Here is a 19,776-nt window from a genome sequence, read left to right as displayed (position 1 = left end):
TATCATTCAGGGGCTTAAGAGAAAGAATTCAAGGTAACCCTTCAAAAAATTGAAATTGAAGTCGAAAATTTTAAGACAAAACAACAAGAAATTAAAAAGGCAGAAGTAGAAGCAAAAGCGGCTGCTGGAGGTTCAGGAGCAGGTGCAACTTTAAGTACTCTTGGAGTTGCTGTAGCAACAATGGGTCCAACTGCAGCAATGGGTATTGCAACTACTTTTGGTGTTGCATCAACAGGTACTGCTATCTCTACTTTATCAGGAGCCGCTGCTACTAATGCTGCATTGGCATGGCTTGGTGGTGGTGCATTAGCTGCTGGTGGGGGCGGAATGAGTGCAGGTAGTGCATTCCTTGCACTAGCAGGACCAGTAGGTTGGACAATTGCTGGCGTTATGCTTGCAGGTTCGGTTGGGTCAGGCTTGTTTGCTAGTTATAAAAATAAAGAAACTGCTAAAAAGCTAATTCTTGAGAGAGAAAATCTCGAAAAAATAATTAGGAAATTCAATACTATGAACTCAGAAGTCAAAGCGTTGTTGGAAACTACCAACACTCAAATTGCTGGTGTAACTAAAGTAGAGAAAGCTTTGATTGGAAGTGATTATAGTCAATTCTCCAAAGATGAAAAAATTCAAGTTGGATTGCTCGTGAATTCAACTTTAACTTTAGCACAACTAGTTAATAAGGAGCTAAAATTAAATGATTAGTGAACAGACTATTTATAATGATCTTGAACAAGGTATTGCTTCTTATGTCGATTATTTAAATAATATCCGATTAACAGATTTGATGAACTCATTAGAATCAATTCTTACTAGTGAAACAGATAAATTATCAAACTTAGCTACTAAATCAGCAAATGCATTATCAAATCTAGATTGGGCGAAAACAGAAATTGATAATCTTATCAATATTAATCGTGGTGGAGAAAAAGGAGTACATGGTTTTATTTCGGAATTCGCTGAAACGGGTATAAGAAATGCAAGAGATGTTTTTCAAGGACTACAGAAAAGTGTTACATTATTAAATGATAATGGACCTGCGGATATTCTACTTCAAGGCAAAGAAGTGCAAATGAAGTTTTATACGAATATCTTAGAAGAGATTAGGCAAGCATCTAATTATGACAAAATGAGTATGATGTTTCCAAAAGACCATGTGGAAGTAATAGAAAAAATTATGGGTGGAGCAAAATCTGTAGAATTTAATGGAAATATCTTGTCCAATTCACAAATTAATAATATTAGAAAAGCTATTGAAGATGAGAGTGCTCTGCGTGGCGTTTCTTATGATAAATGGTTGGAATCATCAGTTAATAAATATAAAGATGTTCAAAAAGGAATAATTGACCAAACGTTAACAGGAGAAGTAAATGACATAAATAAGCAAACTGTTAAGCAAAAATCTGATATCAAAAAAGAAGCAGATAGCGATAGATTAAAAGCTCAACAAGAAGCACAACCAAGTTTTGGAGAAGCATCTAAAGTTGCTGGAATAGGTGCAGCAGTACAAGGTGGGTTCAATCTAGGAATCTTTGTCTATCGAAAGCATAAAGACGGAAAAGAAGTCTGGGATTTTGATATTGAAGATTGGAAGGAATGCGGAGTCAGTACAGCTAAAGGTGCTATTAAAGGTGGGATTTCTGGATATGCAATATATGGACTAACCAATGTTTGTCACCTTGCTGCACCAAGTGCAGGAGCAATCACTTCAGGAACTTTTGGGTTAAGCAATGCCATCGTCAAATATAGAAAAGGCGATGTTGATACAGATGAATTTATTGATTTAATAACATTAAATGCTATTGATGCAACAGGTGCTGCTATTGGTGCTGCAATAGGACAAACAATTATACCAATTCCAGTTGTTGGTGCTTTGGTTGGTTCAATCGTTGCAACCACAGCACTAAGTCTTGGGAAAGGCGTTCTAAACAAACACGAAAAAGAAGTTATCAATCTTTATCAAGAAAGAGTTAATGCATTTGTTGATAAATTGGACAAAGAGTACCAAGTAAAACTAGATGATCTTTTGAATAAATATCATAAACTTGGGGAATTGCAGCAATACTCGTTTGACTTCAATATCAATGTTCAGTTAAGATTTGTTTCTTCTATTAATTTAGCGAAGTCGGTAGGAGTTCTAGAGAAAAGCATTCTTAAAAATGAAGATGAAATTGATGAATATTTTCTTTGTTGATATGTTCCCATATAGGAGAGTTGACATTTGACGTACTTACTATCCTCTCGAGCCATGTTGAGGTGGTCACAAAACTTACTAAGAGCAAAGCGAGTTAGGAAGTTTTAAGAGTGCCACCCATGCAAGGATTGCCCAAGAGGCAAAGTGAAACGCAGGCTGATTGTTGCAATCTACTGCTGAGGTAGTTGTAGATCTATTGAAGAAATAGCCTGATACCAAAGGCTTTGAAGGTTTTTAATTAAATATTGAAGTGTGTTTTATTTTCCCTCAGACTAGTGGTTTGGGGGAATTTTTGCTTAATGGAGGAATGTATATGAGTAAAATAATAGAACTTAGAGAAAAAAGAGCAAAACTATGGGATAGCACAAAATCTTTCCTAGACAGTAAAAGAAATGACAATGGAGTATTATCAGCAGAGGATACTGAGACTTATGAGAAGATGGAGGCTGATGTTGTAAACTTAGGAAATGAAATAGACAGGCTTGAAAGGCGAGCAACTTTAGATTTAGAGTTATTAATGGCAACTTCTAGTGCAATTAGGAATAATCCTAATGCTAATATTCATTAAGAAAAGACAGGAAGAGCATCAAATGAATATGTGAAAGCCTTTTGGAATGCTATGAGAAATAAGAATGGCCTTGAGATTAATAATGCTTTGAAAGTTGGGACTGATAGTGTTTTTAATTTAGAGAGTTATATAATGAAAGAATTTACAAGACGCATTGGTGCAAAGGAAGAAGAGGCTTTCTTCATTGGTGATGGAACAGAAAAACCTACTGGTATTTTTAATGCTACTGGAGGAGCGCAGCTTGGAGTTACTGCTGCAAGTGCAACAGCTATCACACTAGATGAGATTATGCACTTGTTCTATAGCTTAAAATCTCCTTACCGGAAAAATATTGGAGGTGAGTGTATGGTTCTAACGCTTGAAGAAGTTAAATTATATTTAAGAGTAGATGGTGATGAGGAAAATACACTCATCACTAAATTTATTTTAACATTACAGGAGTTATGTGAAGAAATACTTAGATTTGAGCTTACAGAATATGAAGTTGTTCCTGAGCTAGCAAGACAAGCAATATTATATGCAGTAGTCAATATGTATGAGCAGCGTGAAAACTTTGATGTAAAAGCAGTTATCGATACCATGATAAGACTTTTATTTTCTTATAGAAGAGAAAGTTGGTGATACTGTGGCAATAGGAGACTTAAGGCATAGAATTACTTTTCATAAATTAATTACAAGAGTCAATGAAAATGGATTTGAGATTGAAGCCTGGCAGGATTATAAAACAGTATGGTCAGCAGTTTCTAATTTATCAGGAAGAGAATATTATCAAGCTGCAGCAATACAAGCAGAGAAAGCTGTAAAGTTCTTAGTAAGGTATGTGGAAGATATAGATGAATCTATGAGAATTTTATTTAGGAATAAGCAGTATAATATATCCTTCATAGATAATATGAAATATATAAATAAGTACATTGAAATAAAGGCTGTGGAGGTGGAGGAGGATGGCTAAACTTGAACTTGAGGGTATGGAAGAACTTATTGATAGAGTTAATAAGTTAGGAGAAAAAGGTGAAGTCATTAAAAAGAAGGCTTTAGATAAAGCAGGAGAACTTGTAAAAGAAGCCATGGAAACACGAGCACCAAAATCTGAAGAAACTAAAAGGCATATGTCTGAAAATATACAAGTGTCAGAAATACAAAAGGAAAATGGTGTGGATTTTATTAAAGTTGGACCTAATAAAGGTGATAACTCAGAGTTCTTTTACAGTAAATTTACTGAATGGGGTACAAGTAAAATACCAGCACAGCACTGGGCAGAGAAATCAGTCCTTGAAAATAAAAGAGAAATAAATGAAACTATAAAGACAGAATTACAAAGAGGTATTGAGGAATGATAAGTAAAATATTATTAGACGCATTAAAGCCACTTAAGATTCCAGTATCTTTTCAAAAGTATAGTGGCAAAGCTAAAACCTATATAACTTTTCATGAATATTTAGTTTCAGGAGAAGAATATGAGGATGATGAGGAAAGCTTAACAGCACATTATATTCAGGTAGATGTTTGGTCAAAGGATGATTATACAGCTATAGTTAAAAATGTAAAAGAACTTTTATTTAATGTAGGATTTAAAAGATTAAATGAAATAGACCTTTATGAAGAAGAAACAAAAATCTATCATAAAGGTCTTAAATTTTATTATTTAGAAGAAAGGGAGAGTGATATAAATGGCTAGACAAGTAGGTCTTAAAGATATTCATATTGCTATACTAAAAACAGATGATGCCAAAGGAACAACTTATGACACACCAATAAAACTTGAAAGAGCAATAAGTGCAAAGCTTTCGCCAAAGTCAAATTCGGATAATATTTACTCTGATGATGCAGTGGAAGATATTATCACTGCATTTGAAGGAATAGATGTTGAAATAGAAGTAAACCAATTATCACTTACAAGTAGAGCAGAGCTTCAAGGTTCAAAAGTTATAAAAGGGGTACTTGTAGAAAATAAAGATGATATACCACCAACAATAGCATTAGGATTTAAATCAAAGAAGAATAGTGGGAAGTATAGATTTGTGTGGCTGCTAAAAGGTAAGTTTGAACTTGCTACAGATGAATATGATACAGAGGCAGAAAAGCCAAAGGCACAGAGTGCAAAACTTAAGGGGAAATTCTATTCTAGGGACTTTGATGGAAATTATAGATTTATCTGTGATGAGGATGCAGAAGGAGTAGATGCAACTATTATTAGCTCATGGTTTACTGCTGTGCCTAGTGAGCCTAAAGATATATAAAATGACTAAAATGAGGATCTAAAAAAATATAACCCTAATTGTTTAAATTTAACAATTCATGTATAATCTTATACAAGAGAATGCTATTTTAGGGGGAATTGAGATGAGAATTGCATTAATATCTTGTACAAGTAAGAAAAAACAATATAAATGTACGGCATCTGAACTTTATTCAGAAAGTCCTAGATTTAAATTAGAATATCAGTATGCAAAAAAAAGAAACTGTGATGAAGTTTATATACTATCTGCTAAACATGGATTAATAAGTGAATTTGAGATTGTTGAGCCATACAATGAAACTCTAAATGATAAATCTACAGAAAAAAGGAAAGTATGGTCATTAAATGTTCTAAATCAAATGAAGAATAAATTTGATTTAGACGAGAATGAGTTTATCATTCTTGCCGGTATTAACTATAACAAATATCTCATACCACATTTGAAAAAATATGAATTGCCGTTAAAAGGAAAAAGTCTTGGAAACTGGATACCAGAACTGAGACGTTTAATAGAAAATGTAGATAAAATAGAGAGTACAGAATCAATTGAAGATATAGATGATAAAGTAGTCTTCGATGATTTTGAAAATACAGATGATAAATGCCTTGCACTTCACAAAATTTTTAATAAAACTAAGAGATATGATTGGAATCAGATAGATAATATACCTTTTGAAAATGGCATATATATAATGTTTCAAAAAGGTGAGAAATATAGAGGTATGGATAGAATAGTTAGGGTTGGAACGCATAGAGTTGATAATAGATTAAAACGAAGACTTAGAGATCACTTTGTTAAAAAAAATGCTGATGGCAGTATTCTAAGAAAGAATATAGGAAGAGCATTGTTACATCAGAGTAATGATCCATATGAATTTATATGGGAATTAGATACATCTAGAAGAGAAATAAAGGAGCAGAATAGGGAGTTAATAAAAATAGATTATGAGCAAAAGATTGAGGAAGATATAAGTGAATATTTACGTGAAAATATTTCATTTATATGTTTTCAAGTAGACACTCAAGAGGAGAGATTAAGACTTGAAGAGGCTATTATATCAACATTGTGGAAGGGACTAGAGTTTAAATGTTCTGCACAATGGTTAGGGTTAAATTCTCCAAAGATTGAGATAGTAAATAGTGGACTTTGGAATGTGCAGGGGTTAAATGCTGAAGTGTTAAAAGAATCAGAAATTAACAAAATTAAAAATTTAATTAAGTACACATATATTAAAGATAAAAAACAACAAGAATTAAAAATAGATGTTATCAAACATAAATACGATTGTAACGATGCAAAGAATAGTATAGGAAATACAAAGGTATCTACAGCTGAAATTAGAAATTTCATAAAAAATATTTTAGACCAAGCACGAGAAGCTAAGTTAAAGTATATAGATATAGTTTCAGGTGAAATCCATAAAAAAATGGGCCTTAAAAATAAAATGCCATCTGTTTGTGATGCTATGTATAAATTAAGAAAAGAAAATGATGAAATATTAAAGACTACACCAAGTGGCAGAAGTTCTACCATTGTAATAAGATATTATATATAAATTTAGATACAAAAAGGATTTACTATATAAGTAAGTCCTTTTTTAGTATCTAAAAATAGATTGGAGGGAAATAAATGAAAGCATCAGAACTTAAAAATAAAGGAATAAAGTTTAAACCCAGTGATAAGGAGATTGTAGCTGCTGTAGGCCCTATAATTTTAATCATAGTAACTCCATAAAAAGCTCAAACTGCTTTACATCGCCTGTGAGATTGTCTGCAAGGTTGGGTAAAGGCCCGCCCTCAGTCCGAGAAATATCAAACACCGATACCACCTTATACATAGGGATTTTTATTTCCACTTCCTCTGTCATTACCTTGCCATCCTTATCAAGTATAGGCACTTTGGTCAGAGGGGATAATTTTCCTGCTCCTTTTATCTTGTAGGGTGTGGGAGCAATGATTTTTATGCTCCTATCACCTTTTATTACATGACGGGAAAACTGATCCCTCCATTTATTGAATCCAGACACAAGGGTAGCATCGGATTTCTACATGGCAATAAGCAGGGTGTTGTTAAGCGAATAGCTGTAAAAATGGGACATGGTGCGAAGATATTACATACACTTGTCGCTTTCAAACAGCCCCTGGATACTGATTTCTATGCTGCCGGTAATCTCTTTCGAGCGTTCTTTTGTTGTGTTATTGTCTACTATAGTGGTTACTCCCTTCAAAATTTACATTTTGTTATTTCTTTCTTTTTAGTGTCATGGTAAAATTGAAATAGAAAAACCACCCAATTGAAATTGGAAGGTGGATAAAAGAGCATATATTTGATTGGAGGTGAGCGTGTGTTTTTTTGGGACAACACAAAGCAATGAAGTATTAGAAATATCATTGAATAAAGGTGAGTATTTTCCTAATTCTCAAAATGCTATTATACAGTTAGAACTATTTAACAACTTTGATTATGTTCCAGTAAATTTTTGAGACTTTATAATTCTATCGTATAGGGTGTCTCAATTAGATGAGTTTCAAAAGTATACAAAACTTAACCTTTCCAATATACCCTATCAGAGCTTTCATGATGATTTAGTCATATCTCAAGAAATAGGATGGATGTGTGATGAAGTAGACGGTTTTGGAGAATCTCCACTATATAACATTCGGCAAGTGCATTTTCCATACATAAACATTTCTCATATTGTTGGAATTTACCCTACGTATGATTATGAAAAGTGTATGTTACAGGATCTCCCATACGCAGCCAGTCAACTAATTAAGAAAATAAAGTTAAATAATGTTAAAACAAGGAGGTGAAATAAAATGATGAAAGATGGAAGACCTTATAGCACTGAAAATGGGTATATAGATGCAGCTTTGATTACGGATCATCCACAGCAAGAAATTGATGCTGTTTTTAATTGGATTGCTGAAAATATCTGTCCAAGAAAAACGCCACTGTTAAGCCATACCAGTTATGGTCTCAAACATACTTTAGAAAGCGATACTGGAATATATCTGACTAACAATGAATTTAAAGATGCTATGCTTTCGTGTGGCTATACCCCAGTTAATCCAAATGCACTTAATTGGAGTTACTGTATCAGCAAGCGTTCTCTGGCATTTGACGCAAAAGCTCGTAAAAAATAAGCAACACCCATATTGAAGATGGCAGCCACCACATTTCTAGAAGCAGTTACTATGCATGGGATAATTTTTAAAATGATGCAAATAAATTTGTTGCTAATTATTATGGTTTTATTTATAAAAAGGCGGAATAAATTTATGAAAGAAAAATTATTAAAGTTAAAAATGCCAAAACAATATGAAGAAAATCTATTTGTATATGAGGAAGGCTTGGATAATTCACCAGAGTGGATAGAATTGCAACGACTCGGATGGTCTTTACAAGAATATTCAAAGCTTCAGAAATTAATTGAAATTGAATATATGAAATACAGATTAAATGATGAGATAAATGATAATACAGTAACACCAGAAGAGATTAAAGAGATAAATGGATTAATTGAAGATGCTATAAAAGAATATAATAAAATGTAGTAGGCACTTACTTAGGTTAAAGAGTGAGTGCTTTTATTGTATTTTATAGCTATAATTTCAAATAAAAGTTTAAGGCTATGTGACTTAAGTAAAACAAATGATTATATGGAACGTAAATGGATACTTAATAATTTAGAAGATTCACTTATTAAAGCATTTGAGAAAAATGAAATTTTTATTAATTTAAAAGAAGATTATTGTTATGATAAGGGAATACACAATCGCCTTGCGTTTATCCTTGATATGCTTAAACATTATGTTGAGAGTTCAATTTATATTACGTGTTTTTCAAGAAATGGAGATTTATTAAGTCAATGGAGAGCATATGGAGATAATGGAAAAGGGGTTTCAATTGGATTTAATTCAAAGTTAATTTCTAAAGCTATAAGCAGGAAGAATAAAGTTTACAGTATAGTCATCGTATAATAAGGGTATCCCTGCTTTGTAACTATAACCCATTCAGGGAGATATAATCTTAGTTATCAAACCCAGTACATTAGAATAGATAAAAAAGCACCATCTGCTGATGCTTCTATTCATATAAGATTCCTTTATGATGAGCAGGTATTTAGATTCATTTATAAATTTAATGGAATGATTTATAAGAGTAAACTAACAATGCCTTACAAGGGTGCGAATCCACTAAGTCCATTTATAACTTTAGGGGATAGATAAAAATGATAAATTATACTACAAGCAATTATAGAATTGGTAATATTTGTGGTATAATTTTCTTTATAGTGAGTTGAAATTATAGAGCAAGTCGATAAATAGTAATTTGAAGAGGTGAGTATTATGACAGAAAGAGAAAAGATGTTAGGTGGTCAGCTTTATGATTGTGGAGATATGGAGTTGATTACACAATGGCATAAAGCAAAAAACTTGATTAGACAATACAATAATACTATGTCTGAGGATGCATATACAAAAAACAATATTCTTGATAATTTGCTTGGTAGTAAAGGAAAAAATCTTTGGATTACTGCACCTTTTTTTGTTGACTATGGAAATAATATTTATTTTGGAAATAATTGCGAAGTTAATATGAATTGTACTTTTTTAGATGATAATAAAATTATTATTGGAGATAATGCATTGATTGCGCCAAATGTTCAGATATATACGGCATTTCATCCTGTAAATGCAAGAGAACGTTTTGGTGAGCCTAAAGAAGATGGAACTTTTCAATTTTGTAAAACGCAAACAGCACCTGTCACTATAGGCAATGATGTTTGGATTGGTGGTGGAGCAATCATAATGCCAGGAGTAAAAATTGGAGATAATGTTGTAATAGGTGCAGGAAGTGTTGTTGCAAAAGATATTCCATCTAATAAGGTTGCATATGGTAATCCATGCAGAGTGGCTAGGCAAAATATTTAGAAAGACAAATTCCAATTTGTAGATTAGGTTTATCTTGAATAATAGTAGTGTTAATTGAATCATGATGTGTTAGATGAAGGTTTAAATTATGATTAGTTTAGTATACAATGAGATAAATACTAATCAGAGATATGGGGTAATATAATGAATACAATACATGAATATATTAATCAATTTGAGGGTATAAAAAGGGAATGGCTAGAGAAGCTTGTAATATTTATGAGAGAAGAAACCCAATTACAAGAGTGTTTTGATTACAAGATGCCAACCTATAAGGGTCATAATTTTTATATTGCTTTTGCAGCACAGAAAAATTATTTTTCTTTTTATACAGATGAAGTAAGAGTCCTAGAAATTTTTAAAGCAGAGATGCATTCTACATCACTAGGCAAAAGTTGTGCCAGAATTAAATATAAAGAGCAAGATGCTGTAAATGTAATGATGCATATTATAAAGGAAATTATAATGATGAACAGAGATACTAAAAAAGATACTGTTTCGGACTTAAATGCAATTAAGAAGTGGAGAGCTATTCCTGAACATGGAAGAAATATATTAATGGCCAATGTATTTTGTCCTAATTGTGGTGTAACTACTTTAAAAGATGAATTCATAATTCATGATGATGGTCTATATGGAATTATCTTAAAAGGAAAATGCAAAAAATGTGGAGAGCAAGTGGCACGTTATATTGAAAGTAATTAAAGAATACAGGAAATTGAGATGAATACAGAAAAAGAAACTTTATATGATATATTTCTTACCTACTCATACAGGGAGTTAAAGGAATTATTCAAAAAAGCTACAACAAGAGAAGAACAGGATTTTTACATGAATTTAGCTAATGTAGTGTTACAAAGAGAATAGAAAAGGATAATAGGTAATTAATATACCTAGTTATATTTAATCAGGAAATAGCAATAGGGGAAAAAGTATTAGTTGAGAGTCTAGAGTAGTTCAAGACCTATGTTAGCAATTTAGCAGTGAGTGATGTCTTACTTTTTGAAAGTACTATTAATGAAGATTTTACTGAAGAGTATGATGTTGACATTGCAGTTTTAGGTACATTAAAGCTTTCCATAAGTAAAATTTTGAGGTTTGAATTATTTTTAGAAGATCTTCTTCAGCGTAGAATTGATGTTGTAGATTTAAACAGTGAAACCTTAGATATATTTATAAAAATAAATATACTAAATACAGGGAAGAGTATTTACACCATAGATAATAATCAGTATTTGAATAAATTTATAGATGATGTTGATTGGTATTATAGAGAGAATGGACATTATTTTCAATGTAGAAGGAGAGAGTTATTATCATGAATGAAGAGAGATTATTGAAAGTAATTGAAGATATGAAGGAATTAACTGGTAATTTAAAAGGATGTACACAAGTATTGGAGTGTACTGAAAGTGATAATAAAACTATGAAGTAGATTGATTTTTAATTATAACTTCATAGTTTTTTTCTTTATAAATATTTTTTATAATTTATTGGAAAGTCTGTTTCTAAATCATATAAGTATTTTAGCGTAATTAATGTTATATTATGGCTATTAATGTTATAATTATTGTAAATATATTCAATTAGCAATGATTAGATTTTATCAATAAAGAGTGAGTGATGTTTTGATGAATACAGAGAGAAAAAGATATGATTTAACTTCAGTAGACACAAAAATAATAGGAACTGACTATCAATTTTTCTATTTTATAAATGAGTTATTAAAATTAAAAAAAGGACAACAATTAGGATATGAAGTGAAATTATATAGATGAATATGTGAATTTAATTACAAGCGTGCAAAAAGAAGGTCTATATACTATGGAATGCCATCTTATGAAGCTATGGAAGCCTATGAAAGAAAAGAAGTTATTTTAGGAGGTTGCCTTGTAACAGGTAACTATCCAGATTATGGGTGTTTATGCTGCAATCATAGGTGGTCAGTGAAAGATTTTAAAGTGGAAGATATTATGAAGTTCAGGTTAAATATATTGATGGGAGAAAAAGTGTAATAACTGGGGACATTGGTGATGGAGGGGAAGTTTGGGATTTGATTGAGCCAATTATAGGTGAGTAAATATTTCTATTTCATTGGTTATAAATGAATAAGTTTAAACTGTATATCAAGAGAGGGATAAAATAGGGGGGGAATTGAATTGTTTGAAGAAATTATAAATCATGATAAGTGGTGTGTAGTTGAGAAAATCAATAGAGGCTGGTCTGATGATATAAAATATTATATTGAAACAGTGGATAATCAAAAATTGGTTTTGAGGATTTCTAATATAGATAAATATGAGGCGAAGAAAAAAGAGTATGAGGTTATTTGTAAATATACAAACCTAGGATTTATAATGTCAGAACCAGTTAGTTTTGGGGTATGTAATGAGAATCAAAATGTCTATATATTGTTAACTTGGGTTGAAGGTGAAGATTTAGAACTTGCATTACCTAAACTTGAACAAGATAAACAATATTTGTTAGGTCGGGAAGCAGGGGATATATTAAGAAAAATACATGGTCTTAAAGTACCTGATGCTGAAATTCCATCAAATACAAAAGTTCCTAAGAAGAAAATTCAAATCCAAAAATATATTGATTCTAATGTGAGAATTGCTGGAGATGAAGTTGCACTTGAATTTATAAATGATAATCTTGATAAGATATGGTCGAAGCCGCCTGTTTATCAACATGGGGATTTTCATCCTGGAAATTTGATACTGACACCTGAAGGGAAAATTGGTGTAATAGATTTTAACCGTTGGGAAATTGGAGATCCCTATGAAGAATTTTATAAGCTCGAGAGTTTTGGAACAGAAGTGAGTATTCCATATTGTAAAGGACAGATTGATGCTTATTTTGATGATAATGTTCCAGAAGATTTTTGGGGAATTCACGCAGTATATGTAGCACATGCCTCACTATATTCAATAAAATGGGCTGAGAAGTTTGGACAAAAAGATATTTATAATATGGTTAAAATATGTAAAAAATCATTTGGTCATTATGATAATTTTAATAGACAAATACCAAACTGGTATACTATTTCCTGAATGGATTTAACAGGAGATAAGTATGATAATGCAACGTGGTATGGTTCATATCCATTAATGTGTTATGAATAGTTAATAATATCTAAAAAAATTAACCAATAAATGTAGAGTATGGAAGTGATAGATGATGAGGGTATCAAGTGAAAAGTATAATATCAATATTGAAGTTGATAACACATACACATTGCAAGAGATATATTTACTACACAAGATGGTAGTGATGTATTTGAAATTGAAGAGGATAAAATAAGGATTAAAGATTGGGAAGGGTATATATATATGATAGCCATGGTAATTCTGTATATTCAAGTGGAGGTACACAATCGAGACCAGAGCCTACACCTTCATAAAAACCTTCAAAGAAAAAATTGATTTATTTAGTAGAGTAGCTGTAAAATGGAGATGTTTAAATTATTATGATTGGGTTAAGAATTTAGAGGACTATACTGGAGATATGAAAAATCCTTGTTGTCTATTTATGGCTTACCCAAGTAAAGGAGAGATTCGCTTTATTTTGTATTAAAAATTAATTTAGTCCCATTTGTATATATTTTTGTCCCAGTATATGATATAATTAATTTAGAGAGAATTGGAGGTGTATTTTTGTGAAAAAGCAAAATGTATTGAATTTAATAAAATATCATGTTGAGAAAAATGAAAATTCGTTTAGAAATGAAGCAATAAGTATAGCTAGATACTTTGATAGTATAGGAGACTATCAGTTGGCAGAATACATTATGGGATTAATTGCGGAATCGAATTTATACACACCTCAAGCAAGTGACTTTGAAAGTGAATTTTTGAAACAACTTGATACAAGGGGCATGGATCCACTTAATTTGCCAATCGAAATTTCAGATGATATTAAAGGGATTATAAATGCTGTTAATCATAACATAGGAATAAATAAGTTTTTATTTGAAGGGTTGCCAGGGAGTGGGAAAACGGAGGCAGCTAAACATGTAGCTCGATTACTCAAACGAACACTATATTATGTAGATTTTGATAATATTATTGATAGCAAATTAGGTCAAACAAATAAAAATATCGCAAATGTATTCTCGGAGATAAGTATGATTCCACATCAGAATAAAATTGTGATTCTATTTGATGAAATTGATGTTATAGCTATGGATAGAGTTAATAGTAATGATGTGCGTGAAATGGGAAGAGTTACTTCTACCATTTTAAGGGAGTTAGATAGATTAGTAGATTTAAATAAAGAAATAGTTATTATTGCAACTACAAACTTATATTCAAATTTTGATAAGGCATTAATAAGAAGATTTGATGCAGTGATTAATTTTAATCGTTACAGTAAAGATGATTTAATAGAAGTTGCAGAATATTACTTTTCATCTTTTGTAAAAAACTTCAAGGGAATTTCAAAGGATACAAGACTGTTCAAAAAGATATTAAAAACCGCACTTGAATTGCCTTATCCTGGAGAATTGAAAAATATTATCAAAACAGCATTAGCTTTTAGTGATGTAAATGCTGAGTATGATTATTTAAGAAGATTATACAATAGTCTGATTGGTAATATTGAGCAAACCAATATAGATAATCTGCATTTGCAGGGGTTTACTGTAAGAGAAATAGAAAAATTAAAAGGTGAATCAAAGAGTGCTGTATCTAGAAAATTGAATAAGGAGGAAAGTGATAATGAATAATATACTGGAATTAAAAGGCAAACGTTTTGTTCAAGCTCCAAAGCAAGGGGGTGGCGGTGGTGCTGCAATGAATAGTAAGAAAATAGTCACTGACACTCACTTAGATAAATTGCAATCTCAAATAGAGCAAATAAAACAGTTTTGGAAGACAGAAAAAAAGCCTTTTCCAGGCATTTTGATTAGTGTACATTACAATAAAATAGTTGCAAAAAGCAACAGGATTTCAGGGCTATTTAAAGGTGAAAAGTCTAATTTGGCGATTGTAGGTGCAAAATTTAATGCAGATATGAATAAACACATTATCACTTATTTTCTAGATATTTCTGATTTAGATAATAGTATTAATCTTATTTCTAAAGTAAAAAAAGTATTGAATACTCATTTTAGTGGAAGTATTGATAAAACTATTTTTGATGATAATAAGGTATTGGGAAAAATTTCATTTAGTAGTTTTTCAACCAATAAATCGAGTTTTAAACAAGTGATTGCGGATACTTCATACATTGATGATTTTGAAATAGAACAAGCAAATCAGCAATTAAAGCAAAGCATTATCACTTTATATGATACTCGTGTTGATGCAAAAACATTGCTCAAAAATATAGGTATAGATATTTTGAGTAGTCGAATATTAGACAATCAAACAGTATTTCTAGATGAAAATCAATCAAAATATTTATTTGAAAGAGCCCCATATCTTGTTGCAATGGCAACAGAAGATTTAGCAGAGTTAACACCAGATGACTTTATTAAAGAATATCAACAAAATACAATGGGCATACCATCTCCAACTATTGAGCCAACAATAGGAGTAATAGATACATTGTTTGATAATCGAGTTTATTTCAATGAATGGGTAGAATATCATGATATGGTGGATGAAAACTTACCAAAAGATTCAGATGATTATCGCCATGGTACAGCAGTATCTTCTATTATTGTTGATGGTTCAAAATTAAATCCATGGTTGGATGATGGATGTGGTAGATTCAAGGTGAGACATTTCGGTGTTGCAATTGGTTCACGTTTCTCTTCATTTACCATAGCCAAGCAGATTAAAGAAATTGTGGCATCAAATAGGGACATTAAAGTGTGGAACATTTCTCTTGGTAGCAATCAGGAGATTAATGATAATTTCATATCTGCTGAAGCTTCAATATTGGATCAAATCCAATATGAAAATGATGTGATTTTTGTTGTTGCAGGAACTAATAAACCTAGTGTAGATGTTTCAAAAATAGGATCACCAGCAGATTCGATAAATAGTATGGTAGTAAATGCTGTTACCCAAAGTGGATTATCACCTAAATATGCAAGAAAGGGATTGGCTCTATCATTTTTTGCTAAGCCAGATATAAGTTATTATGGTGGAAGTGAAGAACAGTATATTAGAGTTTGTGAACCATTAGGTGTAGCATATGTTGCAGGAACTTCTTTTGCAGCACCATGGATTGCTCGAAAACTATCCTATTTAATAGATGTCTTAGGATTAAATAGAGAAATAGCAAAAGCACTGATTATAGATGCAGCTAGAGATTGGAATGAAAAGCCTGATCCAGAAGAGGTGGCATTATATGGTCATGGTATTGTTCCTATTAAAATAACTGATATTATACAAACGAGAGAGGATGAAATCAAGTTTTTAGTATCTGATGTAAGTGAAAAATGGAATACTTATAATTATAATTTTCCTATTCCATTAAAAGATGATAAATACCCTTATATCGCAAAGGCTACAATGTGTTATTTCCCAATATGTGATAGAACACAAGGTGTTGACTATACCAATACAGAACTTAATCTTCATTTTGGCAGAATAAAAGATGATGGAAAAATGAATGAAATAAACAATGATAAACAAAATCAAGAAGAAATCATGAATACTGAGAAAAACTACTTGTTAGAAGGTGAAGCAAGAGATAGGTTTAGAAAGTGGGATAACGTAAAATATGTTGCAGAGAAACCTAAAGATAGAATGAAACCCAAAAAATCATATACTAACAAAAATTGGGGAATGGAGATAAAAACAAATAACCGACTAGATCCTAAGGACGGTGTTGGAATTCGCTTTGGTGTTATAGTTACAATAAGAGAAATTAATGGCATCAATCGAATTGATGAATTTATTAAAAATTGTACTTTAAATGGATGGCTAGTGAATACTGTAGATATTAAAACTAGAATTGATATTAATCAGAAAATCAACGAAGATATTGAATTTGAGTAATATCATTTTTAAATTTGGATAAAGTAGATTTTTGAAAATATCAAATTTTTATAGATGATATATAATAAAATTGCAAGTATTTCAAAATTGAAACTGAGAGAATAACGATTTAGACTGGTACCATTGCTTAGGTAGCATTAATGCTACCTTTTTTCTTTTCATAAGCACATATTTAGGATGAACCCCAATAAATTATAAATCTTTAAAGTAAGTTGTATATGCATAATATAATAAAGGTAAAAATATAATATATACTTTACATACGAAAATATGTTCGTTACAATAAGAGCATATTTAATGTAAAGGTAGTGGTAATATGTTAAAACCACCAATATGTAGGGTTGGAGGGAAGTCTAGATTGCGAAAAACAATAATAGAAATGATTCCAGATCATAAATGTTATATAGAGTTATTCTTTGGAGCTGGATGGGTTTATTTTGGAAAACAACCTAGTAAAACAGAAATAATAAATGATATAGATAAGGAGCTTATTAATCTATATAAGATGATTAAATATCATGCACCTGAAATAGAAAGACAGCTTGAATTTGAGTTTTCAGGAAGGGATATATTTGAAGAGTACAAGCATTTAAATTTAGAATATCTTACAGAAATAAATAGAGCAGTTAGATTCTTATTGTTAAACGTCAAATTATAGCTAATTAAAACATCAGTGTATTTTTATTATTAGCTGATAACTTACGTCAGATTATTCCTATGAAATCACTTTACAAATGGAGAAACAGCATTTTATTAATAATTTTTTAGCCGGTAGGCTGCTTTATATAAAAAAAGAGGTAGCAATAATAACTACCCAAGTTTGTTAGTTTAAATTTATATGTTTAGCGACAGCTTCTTTAAGTACCTTTTGAAAATTAACTGTAAAGAAATTGGCTTCACGTTCAGGCTTTGAAGTTATATGAAAAAGAGTAAATTATTTTTGATAAATATATAAAGTATAAAGGAGATAATATGAATAATAAAAGATATACGGCATTAATTTTAATATTTATGATGTTAATTGTATGTGGTTTTTATGGATATAAGGATTATCATAAGTATAAAAACTATAAAGAAGATGCTATATTTTTATTGGATTTCTTGGTAGAAAATTATCCTTATTTTGAATTAAAGGAAAGAGTATTAAATTATAAATTTTTAGAGCATAATGAAGAATTTATAGATAAAATAGCCGCATCGAAAAATGATTTGCAATTTTTTCAACAGGTTAATGAAACATTATGTTCATTGCAAAATTCACATTCTAGTATTGGATACTTCTTTGATATGAAAGATGAAAGTATCAAGGAAAGGCTTAATTATTTCAAAAACTTATACGATGAAGAATTTTACATTCCAGATATAAAGTGGAGGTATGTTGAGGGAAAATATGTGGTTTGCAAATCAAAAAATAGAAGTGTACCAGTAGGCAGTATTATAACATCTATAAATGGCAAGAAGATTAATAATTATATACTGGAACTTAAAAATAAGGTATATCTGAAAAAAGATTTTAGAAGAAATGTTTTTTATAGTAATGAAATTTATAAATACGATAATGAGCCCTTAGAAATAGAGTTTTTGTATAACGATGAAAAAAACAGTAGCAGTATTAATTTTTTTAAAAGGACTGAGGAATTTGTAAAATGGTATATTTCAGAGGGTAATGAGGATGAACCTAATGTAATTACAGATGTAATGGAAGATGGACAAGTAGCATACCTAAAAGTAAAGAGCTTTGACAGAACATCCCTTGAAAATGGTGAAGACATAATAATTGGGAATTTCTTTAATAAGAATAAGAATGTAAAAAATATTATTATAGATATAAGAGGCAATAGTGGAGGACAAGAAAGTTATGGTGACTTTATAATTTCTAACTTAATAGATAAGCCTGTTAAATTTAAATATTATCATTGTCTTAGAGATACTAATTACATGGAAGAAAAAGTTTATTCTAACAAAGCTATGGGATATTTACAAAAGATAGAACTAAAGGAAATTCCGCAAAACAATTATGATTTATCAGGATTTAAAGCAGTTAAGTTAGAAGAAACTTTGGAACCTAATAAAAACTCTATTAAATATAAAGGAAATCTTTATATATTAGTTGACGATGAGATTTATTCATCATCTGAAAACTTTATTAATAAAGTTAAAGAGAAAAATTTAGCTAGAATTATAGGCACAACTACAGGAGGAGATGGAACAGGATTAAGTTCTGTACCGGAAGTCTTACCAAATAGCAAACTTGTATTTAGTATTCCACCTGCAATAACTTTTAATGAAGATGGTACAGTTAATGAAGAAATTCATACAGAACCAGATATTTATATAGAACAAAGCCTTGAAGATTACAATGAATTTTTAAAGTCAGGTGTACTAGATATAAGCAGAAGTGAGTATGATACTGTTTATATAAAAACTTTAGATATGATAAAAAGTAATGGTAATTAGAATATTTTACTAGTTTAATGGTTCTTTAAGAGATTATATTTAGTTAAGTTATGCATATTAGTATCATCTTATTGCCAAAACGCATGTTGAGACGGTTGTTCTTTTGTCCCAACAAAAACCAGATGACACGATAGAGATCGACTTAGACCTGGACGAGCTGGATGCCACCAGTGCCGAGTTGAAAGCAACCTATCAGGAAATCAAAGATTATGTGCTGAAAGAATTTGGCTTGAAGGTTTCAAGTTTATATATTTCTCAGGTAAAACGCAAATGTGGAATTGAAGTGGGAGAAAACTATAATCTTCCAAAATCAGAAAATGCAAGAGTTCCGCAATGCCCGAAAGAGAAAGAAGATGCTATCAAGGCTGCCCTGAAATATTATGCGATGATCTAAGGACATCGCTGATTTGATAGTGTAAAGTGTGGT

The 19,776-nt window shown here is 30.9% G+C and carries 22 protein-coding genes and 4 pseudogenes; 25 read left to right on the top strand and 1 reads right to left on the bottom strand.

The window, feature by feature from the left end:
* Nucleotides 1-180 precede the first annotated feature (180 nt).
* The 9 genes and pseudogenes from B3J31_RS11575 to B3J31_RS11535 all read left to right on the top strand — a co-directional run bounded on the left by B3J31_RS11575 (nucleotide 181) and on the right by B3J31_RS11535 (nucleotide 6,554).
* Nucleotides 181-702: a hypothetical protein gene (locus tag B3J31_RS11575; protein WP_346873995.1), complete on the top strand. Its 522-nt coding sequence runs from the start codon at nucleotides 181-183 to the stop codon at nucleotides 700-702.
* Nucleotides 695-2,191 carry a hypothetical protein gene (locus B3J31_RS11570; protein WP_346867467.1) on the top strand — a complete coding sequence of 499 codons (1,497 nt, stop codon included), beginning with the start codon at nucleotides 695-697 and terminating at the stop codon, nucleotides 2,189-2,191. The genes B3J31_RS11575 and B3J31_RS11570 overlap by 8 nt, the downstream gene beginning before the upstream one ends.
* A 313-nt stretch (nucleotides 2,192-2,504) precedes the next feature.
* Nucleotides 2,505-3,089: pseudogene (locus tag B3J31_RS11565) on the top strand (phage major capsid protein); the annotation flags it as partial.
* A gap of 15 nt (nucleotides 3,090-3,104) precedes the next feature.
* Nucleotides 3,105-3,380 carry a head-tail connector protein gene (locus B3J31_RS11560; RefSeq protein ID WP_346867470.1) on the top strand — a complete coding sequence of 92 codons (276 nt, stop codon included), beginning with the start codon at nucleotides 3,105-3,107 and terminating at the stop codon, nucleotides 3,378-3,380.
* Nucleotides 3,381-3,384: 4 nt separating this feature from the next.
* Nucleotides 3,385-3,711, top strand: a complete 327-nt coding sequence (locus B3J31_RS11555) for a phage head closure protein (RefSeq protein ID WP_346867466.1) — start codon at nucleotides 3,385-3,387, stop codon at nucleotides 3,709-3,711.
* Complete coding sequence (locus B3J31_RS11550; RefSeq protein ID WP_346867465.1) at nucleotides 3,704-4,096, top strand: HK97-gp10 family putative phage morphogenesis protein; 393 nt, start codon at nucleotides 3,704-3,706, stop codon at nucleotides 4,094-4,096. Before B3J31_RS11555 ends, B3J31_RS11550 begins: the two co-directional genes overlap by 8 nt.
* Nucleotides 4,093-4,437, top strand: a complete 345-nt coding sequence (locus B3J31_RS11545; RefSeq protein ID WP_346867464.1) for a hypothetical protein — start codon at nucleotides 4,093-4,095, stop codon at nucleotides 4,435-4,437. The genes B3J31_RS11550 and B3J31_RS11545 overlap by 4 nt, the downstream gene beginning before the upstream one ends.
* Complete coding sequence (locus tag B3J31_RS11540) at nucleotides 4,430-4,999, top strand: major tail protein (RefSeq protein ID WP_346867463.1); 570 nt, start codon at nucleotides 4,430-4,432, stop codon at nucleotides 4,997-4,999. Before B3J31_RS11545 ends, B3J31_RS11540 begins: the two co-directional genes overlap by 8 nt.
* A gap of 103 nt (nucleotides 5,000-5,102) precedes the next feature.
* Nucleotides 5,103-6,554, top strand: coding sequence for a DUF6884 domain-containing protein (locus tag B3J31_RS11535; protein WP_346873994.1), 1,452 nt, complete (start codon nucleotides 5,103-5,105; stop codon nucleotides 6,552-6,554).
* 165 nt (nucleotides 6,555-6,719) lie between these two features.
* Here the strand turns inward: B3J31_RS11535 and B3J31_RS17015 are convergent.
* Nucleotides 6,720-7,229, bottom strand: a pseudogene (locus tag B3J31_RS17015) (ArdC family protein); the annotation flags it as partial.
* Between the two features lie 112 nt (nucleotides 7,230-7,341).
* On the opposite strand from B3J31_RS17015, the gene B3J31_RS11525 reads away from it, so the two are divergent.
* From B3J31_RS11525 to B3J31_RS11450, 16 genes and pseudogenes are all read left to right on the top strand, one after another.
* Nucleotides 7,342-7,482 (top strand): hypothetical protein, encoded by a 141-nt coding sequence (locus tag B3J31_RS11525; protein ID WP_346867461.1) that lies wholly within the window; start codon nucleotides 7,342-7,344, stop codon nucleotides 7,480-7,482.
* Nucleotides 7,483-7,818: 336 nt separating this feature from the next.
* Complete coding sequence (locus tag B3J31_RS11520) at nucleotides 7,819-8,145, top strand: hypothetical protein (protein ID WP_346867460.1); 327 nt, start codon at nucleotides 7,819-7,821, stop codon at nucleotides 8,143-8,145.
* A gap of 135 nt (nucleotides 8,146-8,280) precedes the next feature.
* The gene (locus B3J31_RS11515) at nucleotides 8,281-8,556 is read left to right on the top strand and encodes a hypothetical protein (RefSeq protein ID WP_346867459.1); all 276 of its coding nucleotides are present in this window, start codon (nucleotides 8,281-8,283) and stop codon (nucleotides 8,554-8,556) included.
* 105 nt (nucleotides 8,557-8,661) lie between these two features.
* Complete coding sequence (locus B3J31_RS11510) at nucleotides 8,662-8,982, top strand: DUF2971 domain-containing protein (protein ID WP_346873992.1); 321 nt, start codon at nucleotides 8,662-8,664, stop codon at nucleotides 8,980-8,982.
* Between the two features lie 369 nt (nucleotides 8,983-9,351).
* Nucleotides 9,352-9,936, top strand: coding sequence for a sugar O-acetyltransferase (locus B3J31_RS11505; protein ID WP_346867457.1), 585 nt, complete (start codon nucleotides 9,352-9,354; stop codon nucleotides 9,934-9,936).
* Between the two features lie 144 nt (nucleotides 9,937-10,080).
* Complete coding sequence (locus B3J31_RS11500) at nucleotides 10,081-10,641, top strand: DUF1801 domain-containing protein (protein ID WP_346867456.1); 561 nt, start codon at nucleotides 10,081-10,083, stop codon at nucleotides 10,639-10,641.
* An 18-nt stretch (nucleotides 10,642-10,659) separates the two neighbouring features.
* The gene (locus B3J31_RS11495) at nucleotides 10,660-10,803 is read left to right on the top strand and encodes a hypothetical protein (RefSeq protein ID WP_346867455.1); all 144 of its coding nucleotides are present in this window, start codon (nucleotides 10,660-10,662) and stop codon (nucleotides 10,801-10,803) included.
* A 116-nt stretch (nucleotides 10,804-10,919) separates the two neighbouring features.
* Nucleotides 10,920-11,258 (top strand): nucleotidyltransferase domain-containing protein, encoded by a 339-nt coding sequence (locus B3J31_RS11490; RefSeq protein WP_346867454.1) that lies wholly within the window; start codon nucleotides 10,920-10,922, stop codon nucleotides 11,256-11,258.
* Nucleotides 11,259-11,552: 294 nt separating this feature from the next.
* Nucleotides 11,553-11,714 carry a hypothetical protein gene (locus B3J31_RS11485; RefSeq protein WP_346873991.1) on the top strand — a complete coding sequence of 54 codons (162 nt, stop codon included), beginning with the start codon at nucleotides 11,553-11,555 and terminating at the stop codon, nucleotides 11,712-11,714.
* Nucleotides 11,715-11,765: 51 nt separating this feature from the next.
* A complete protein-coding gene (locus B3J31_RS11480) occupies nucleotides 11,766-11,951 on the top strand; it encodes a hypothetical protein (RefSeq protein WP_346867452.1) in 186 nt (61 codons plus the stop codon).
* 144 nt (nucleotides 11,952-12,095) lie between these two features.
* Nucleotides 12,096-12,992 carry an aminoglycoside phosphotransferase family protein gene (locus tag B3J31_RS11475; protein ID WP_346867451.1) on the top strand — a complete coding sequence of 299 codons (897 nt, stop codon included), beginning with the start codon at nucleotides 12,096-12,098 and terminating at the stop codon, nucleotides 12,990-12,992.
* 605 nt (nucleotides 12,993-13,597) lie between these two features.
* A complete protein-coding gene (locus tag B3J31_RS11470) occupies nucleotides 13,598-14,665 on the top strand; it encodes an ATP-binding protein (RefSeq protein ID WP_346867450.1) in 1,068 nt (355 codons plus the stop codon).
* Complete coding sequence (locus tag B3J31_RS11465) at nucleotides 14,658-16,892, top strand: S8 family peptidase (RefSeq protein WP_346873990.1); 2,235 nt, start codon at nucleotides 14,658-14,660, stop codon at nucleotides 16,890-16,892. The genes B3J31_RS11470 and B3J31_RS11465 overlap by 8 nt, the downstream gene beginning before the upstream one ends.
* Before the next feature lie 316 nt (nucleotides 16,893-17,208).
* Nucleotides 17,209-17,535 (top strand): annotated as a pseudogene (locus B3J31_RS11460) (DNA adenine methylase); the annotation flags it as partial.
* A gap of 329 nt (nucleotides 17,536-17,864) precedes the next feature.
* Nucleotides 17,865-19,349: a S41 family peptidase gene (locus B3J31_RS11455; protein WP_346867448.1), complete on the top strand. Its 1,485-nt coding sequence runs from the start codon at nucleotides 17,865-17,867 to the stop codon at nucleotides 19,347-19,349.
* 181 nt (nucleotides 19,350-19,530) lie between these two features.
* A pseudogene (locus tag B3J31_RS11450) lies at nucleotides 19,531-19,743 on the top strand (23S rRNA (uracil(1939)-C(5))-methyltransferase RlmD); the annotation flags it as partial.
* Nucleotides 19,744-19,776 lie beyond the last annotated feature (33 nt).

The organism is Clostridium sp. UBA5988, assembly GCF_002435615.1.
Lineage (GTDB): Bacteria > Bacillota > Clostridia > Clostridiales > Clostridiaceae > Clostridium_J > Clostridium_J sulfidigenes.
This window is presented reverse-complemented; position numbering and strand designations above follow the sequence as displayed.

Excerpts from the sequence above, each read along its gene's own strand:
- B3J31_RS11560 (WP_346867470.1), top strand. The coding sequence starts at position 3,105 with ATGGTTCTAACGCTTGAAGAAGTTAAATTATATTTAAGAGTAGATGGT.
- B3J31_RS11520 (WP_346867460.1), top strand. The coding sequence starts at position 7,819 with ATGATGAAAGATGGAAGACCTTATAGCACTGAAAATGGGTATATAGAT.
- B3J31_RS11480 (WP_346867452.1), top strand. The coding sequence starts at position 11,766 with ATGCCATCTTATGAAGCTATGGAAGCCTATGAAAGAAAAGAAGTTATT.
- B3J31_RS11515 (WP_346867459.1), top strand. The coding sequence starts at position 8,281 with ATGAAAGAAAAATTATTAAAGTTAAAAATGCCAAAACAATATGAAGAA.
- B3J31_RS11535 (WP_346873994.1), top strand. The coding sequence starts at position 5,103 with ATGAGAATTGCATTAATATCTTGTACAAGTAAGAAAAAACAATATAAA.
- B3J31_RS11505 (WP_346867457.1), top strand. The coding sequence starts at position 9,352 with ATGACAGAAAGAGAAAAGATGTTAGGTGGTCAGCTTTATGATTGTGGA.
- B3J31_RS11500 (WP_346867456.1), top strand. The coding sequence starts at position 10,081 with ATGAATACAATACATGAATATATTAATCAATTTGAGGGTATAAAAAGG.
- B3J31_RS11465 (WP_346873990.1), top strand. The coding sequence starts at position 14,658 with ATGAATAATATACTGGAATTAAAAGGCAAACGTTTTGTTCAAGCTCCA.
- B3J31_RS11540 (WP_346867463.1), top strand. The coding sequence starts at position 4,430 with ATGGCTAGACAAGTAGGTCTTAAAGATATTCATATTGCTATACTAAAA.
- B3J31_RS11455 (WP_346867448.1), top strand. The coding sequence starts at position 17,865 with ATGAATAATAAAAGATATACGGCATTAATTTTAATATTTATGATGTTA.
- B3J31_RS11575 (WP_346873995.1), top strand. The coding sequence starts at position 181 with ATGGGTCCAACTGCAGCAATGGGTATTGCAACTACTTTTGGTGTTGCA.
- B3J31_RS11510 (WP_346873992.1), top strand. The coding sequence starts at position 8,662 with ATGGAACGTAAATGGATACTTAATAATTTAGAAGATTCACTTATTAAA.
- B3J31_RS11570 (WP_346867467.1), top strand. The coding sequence starts at position 695 with ATGATTAGTGAACAGACTATTTATAATGATCTTGAACAAGGTATTGCT.
- B3J31_RS11495 (WP_346867455.1), top strand. The coding sequence starts at position 10,660 with ATGAATACAGAAAAAGAAACTTTATATGATATATTTCTTACCTACTCA.
- B3J31_RS11545 (WP_346867464.1), top strand. The coding sequence starts at position 4,093 with ATGATAAGTAAAATATTATTAGACGCATTAAAGCCACTTAAGATTCCA.
- B3J31_RS11550 (WP_346867465.1), top strand. The coding sequence starts at position 3,704 with ATGGCTAAACTTGAACTTGAGGGTATGGAAGAACTTATTGATAGAGTT.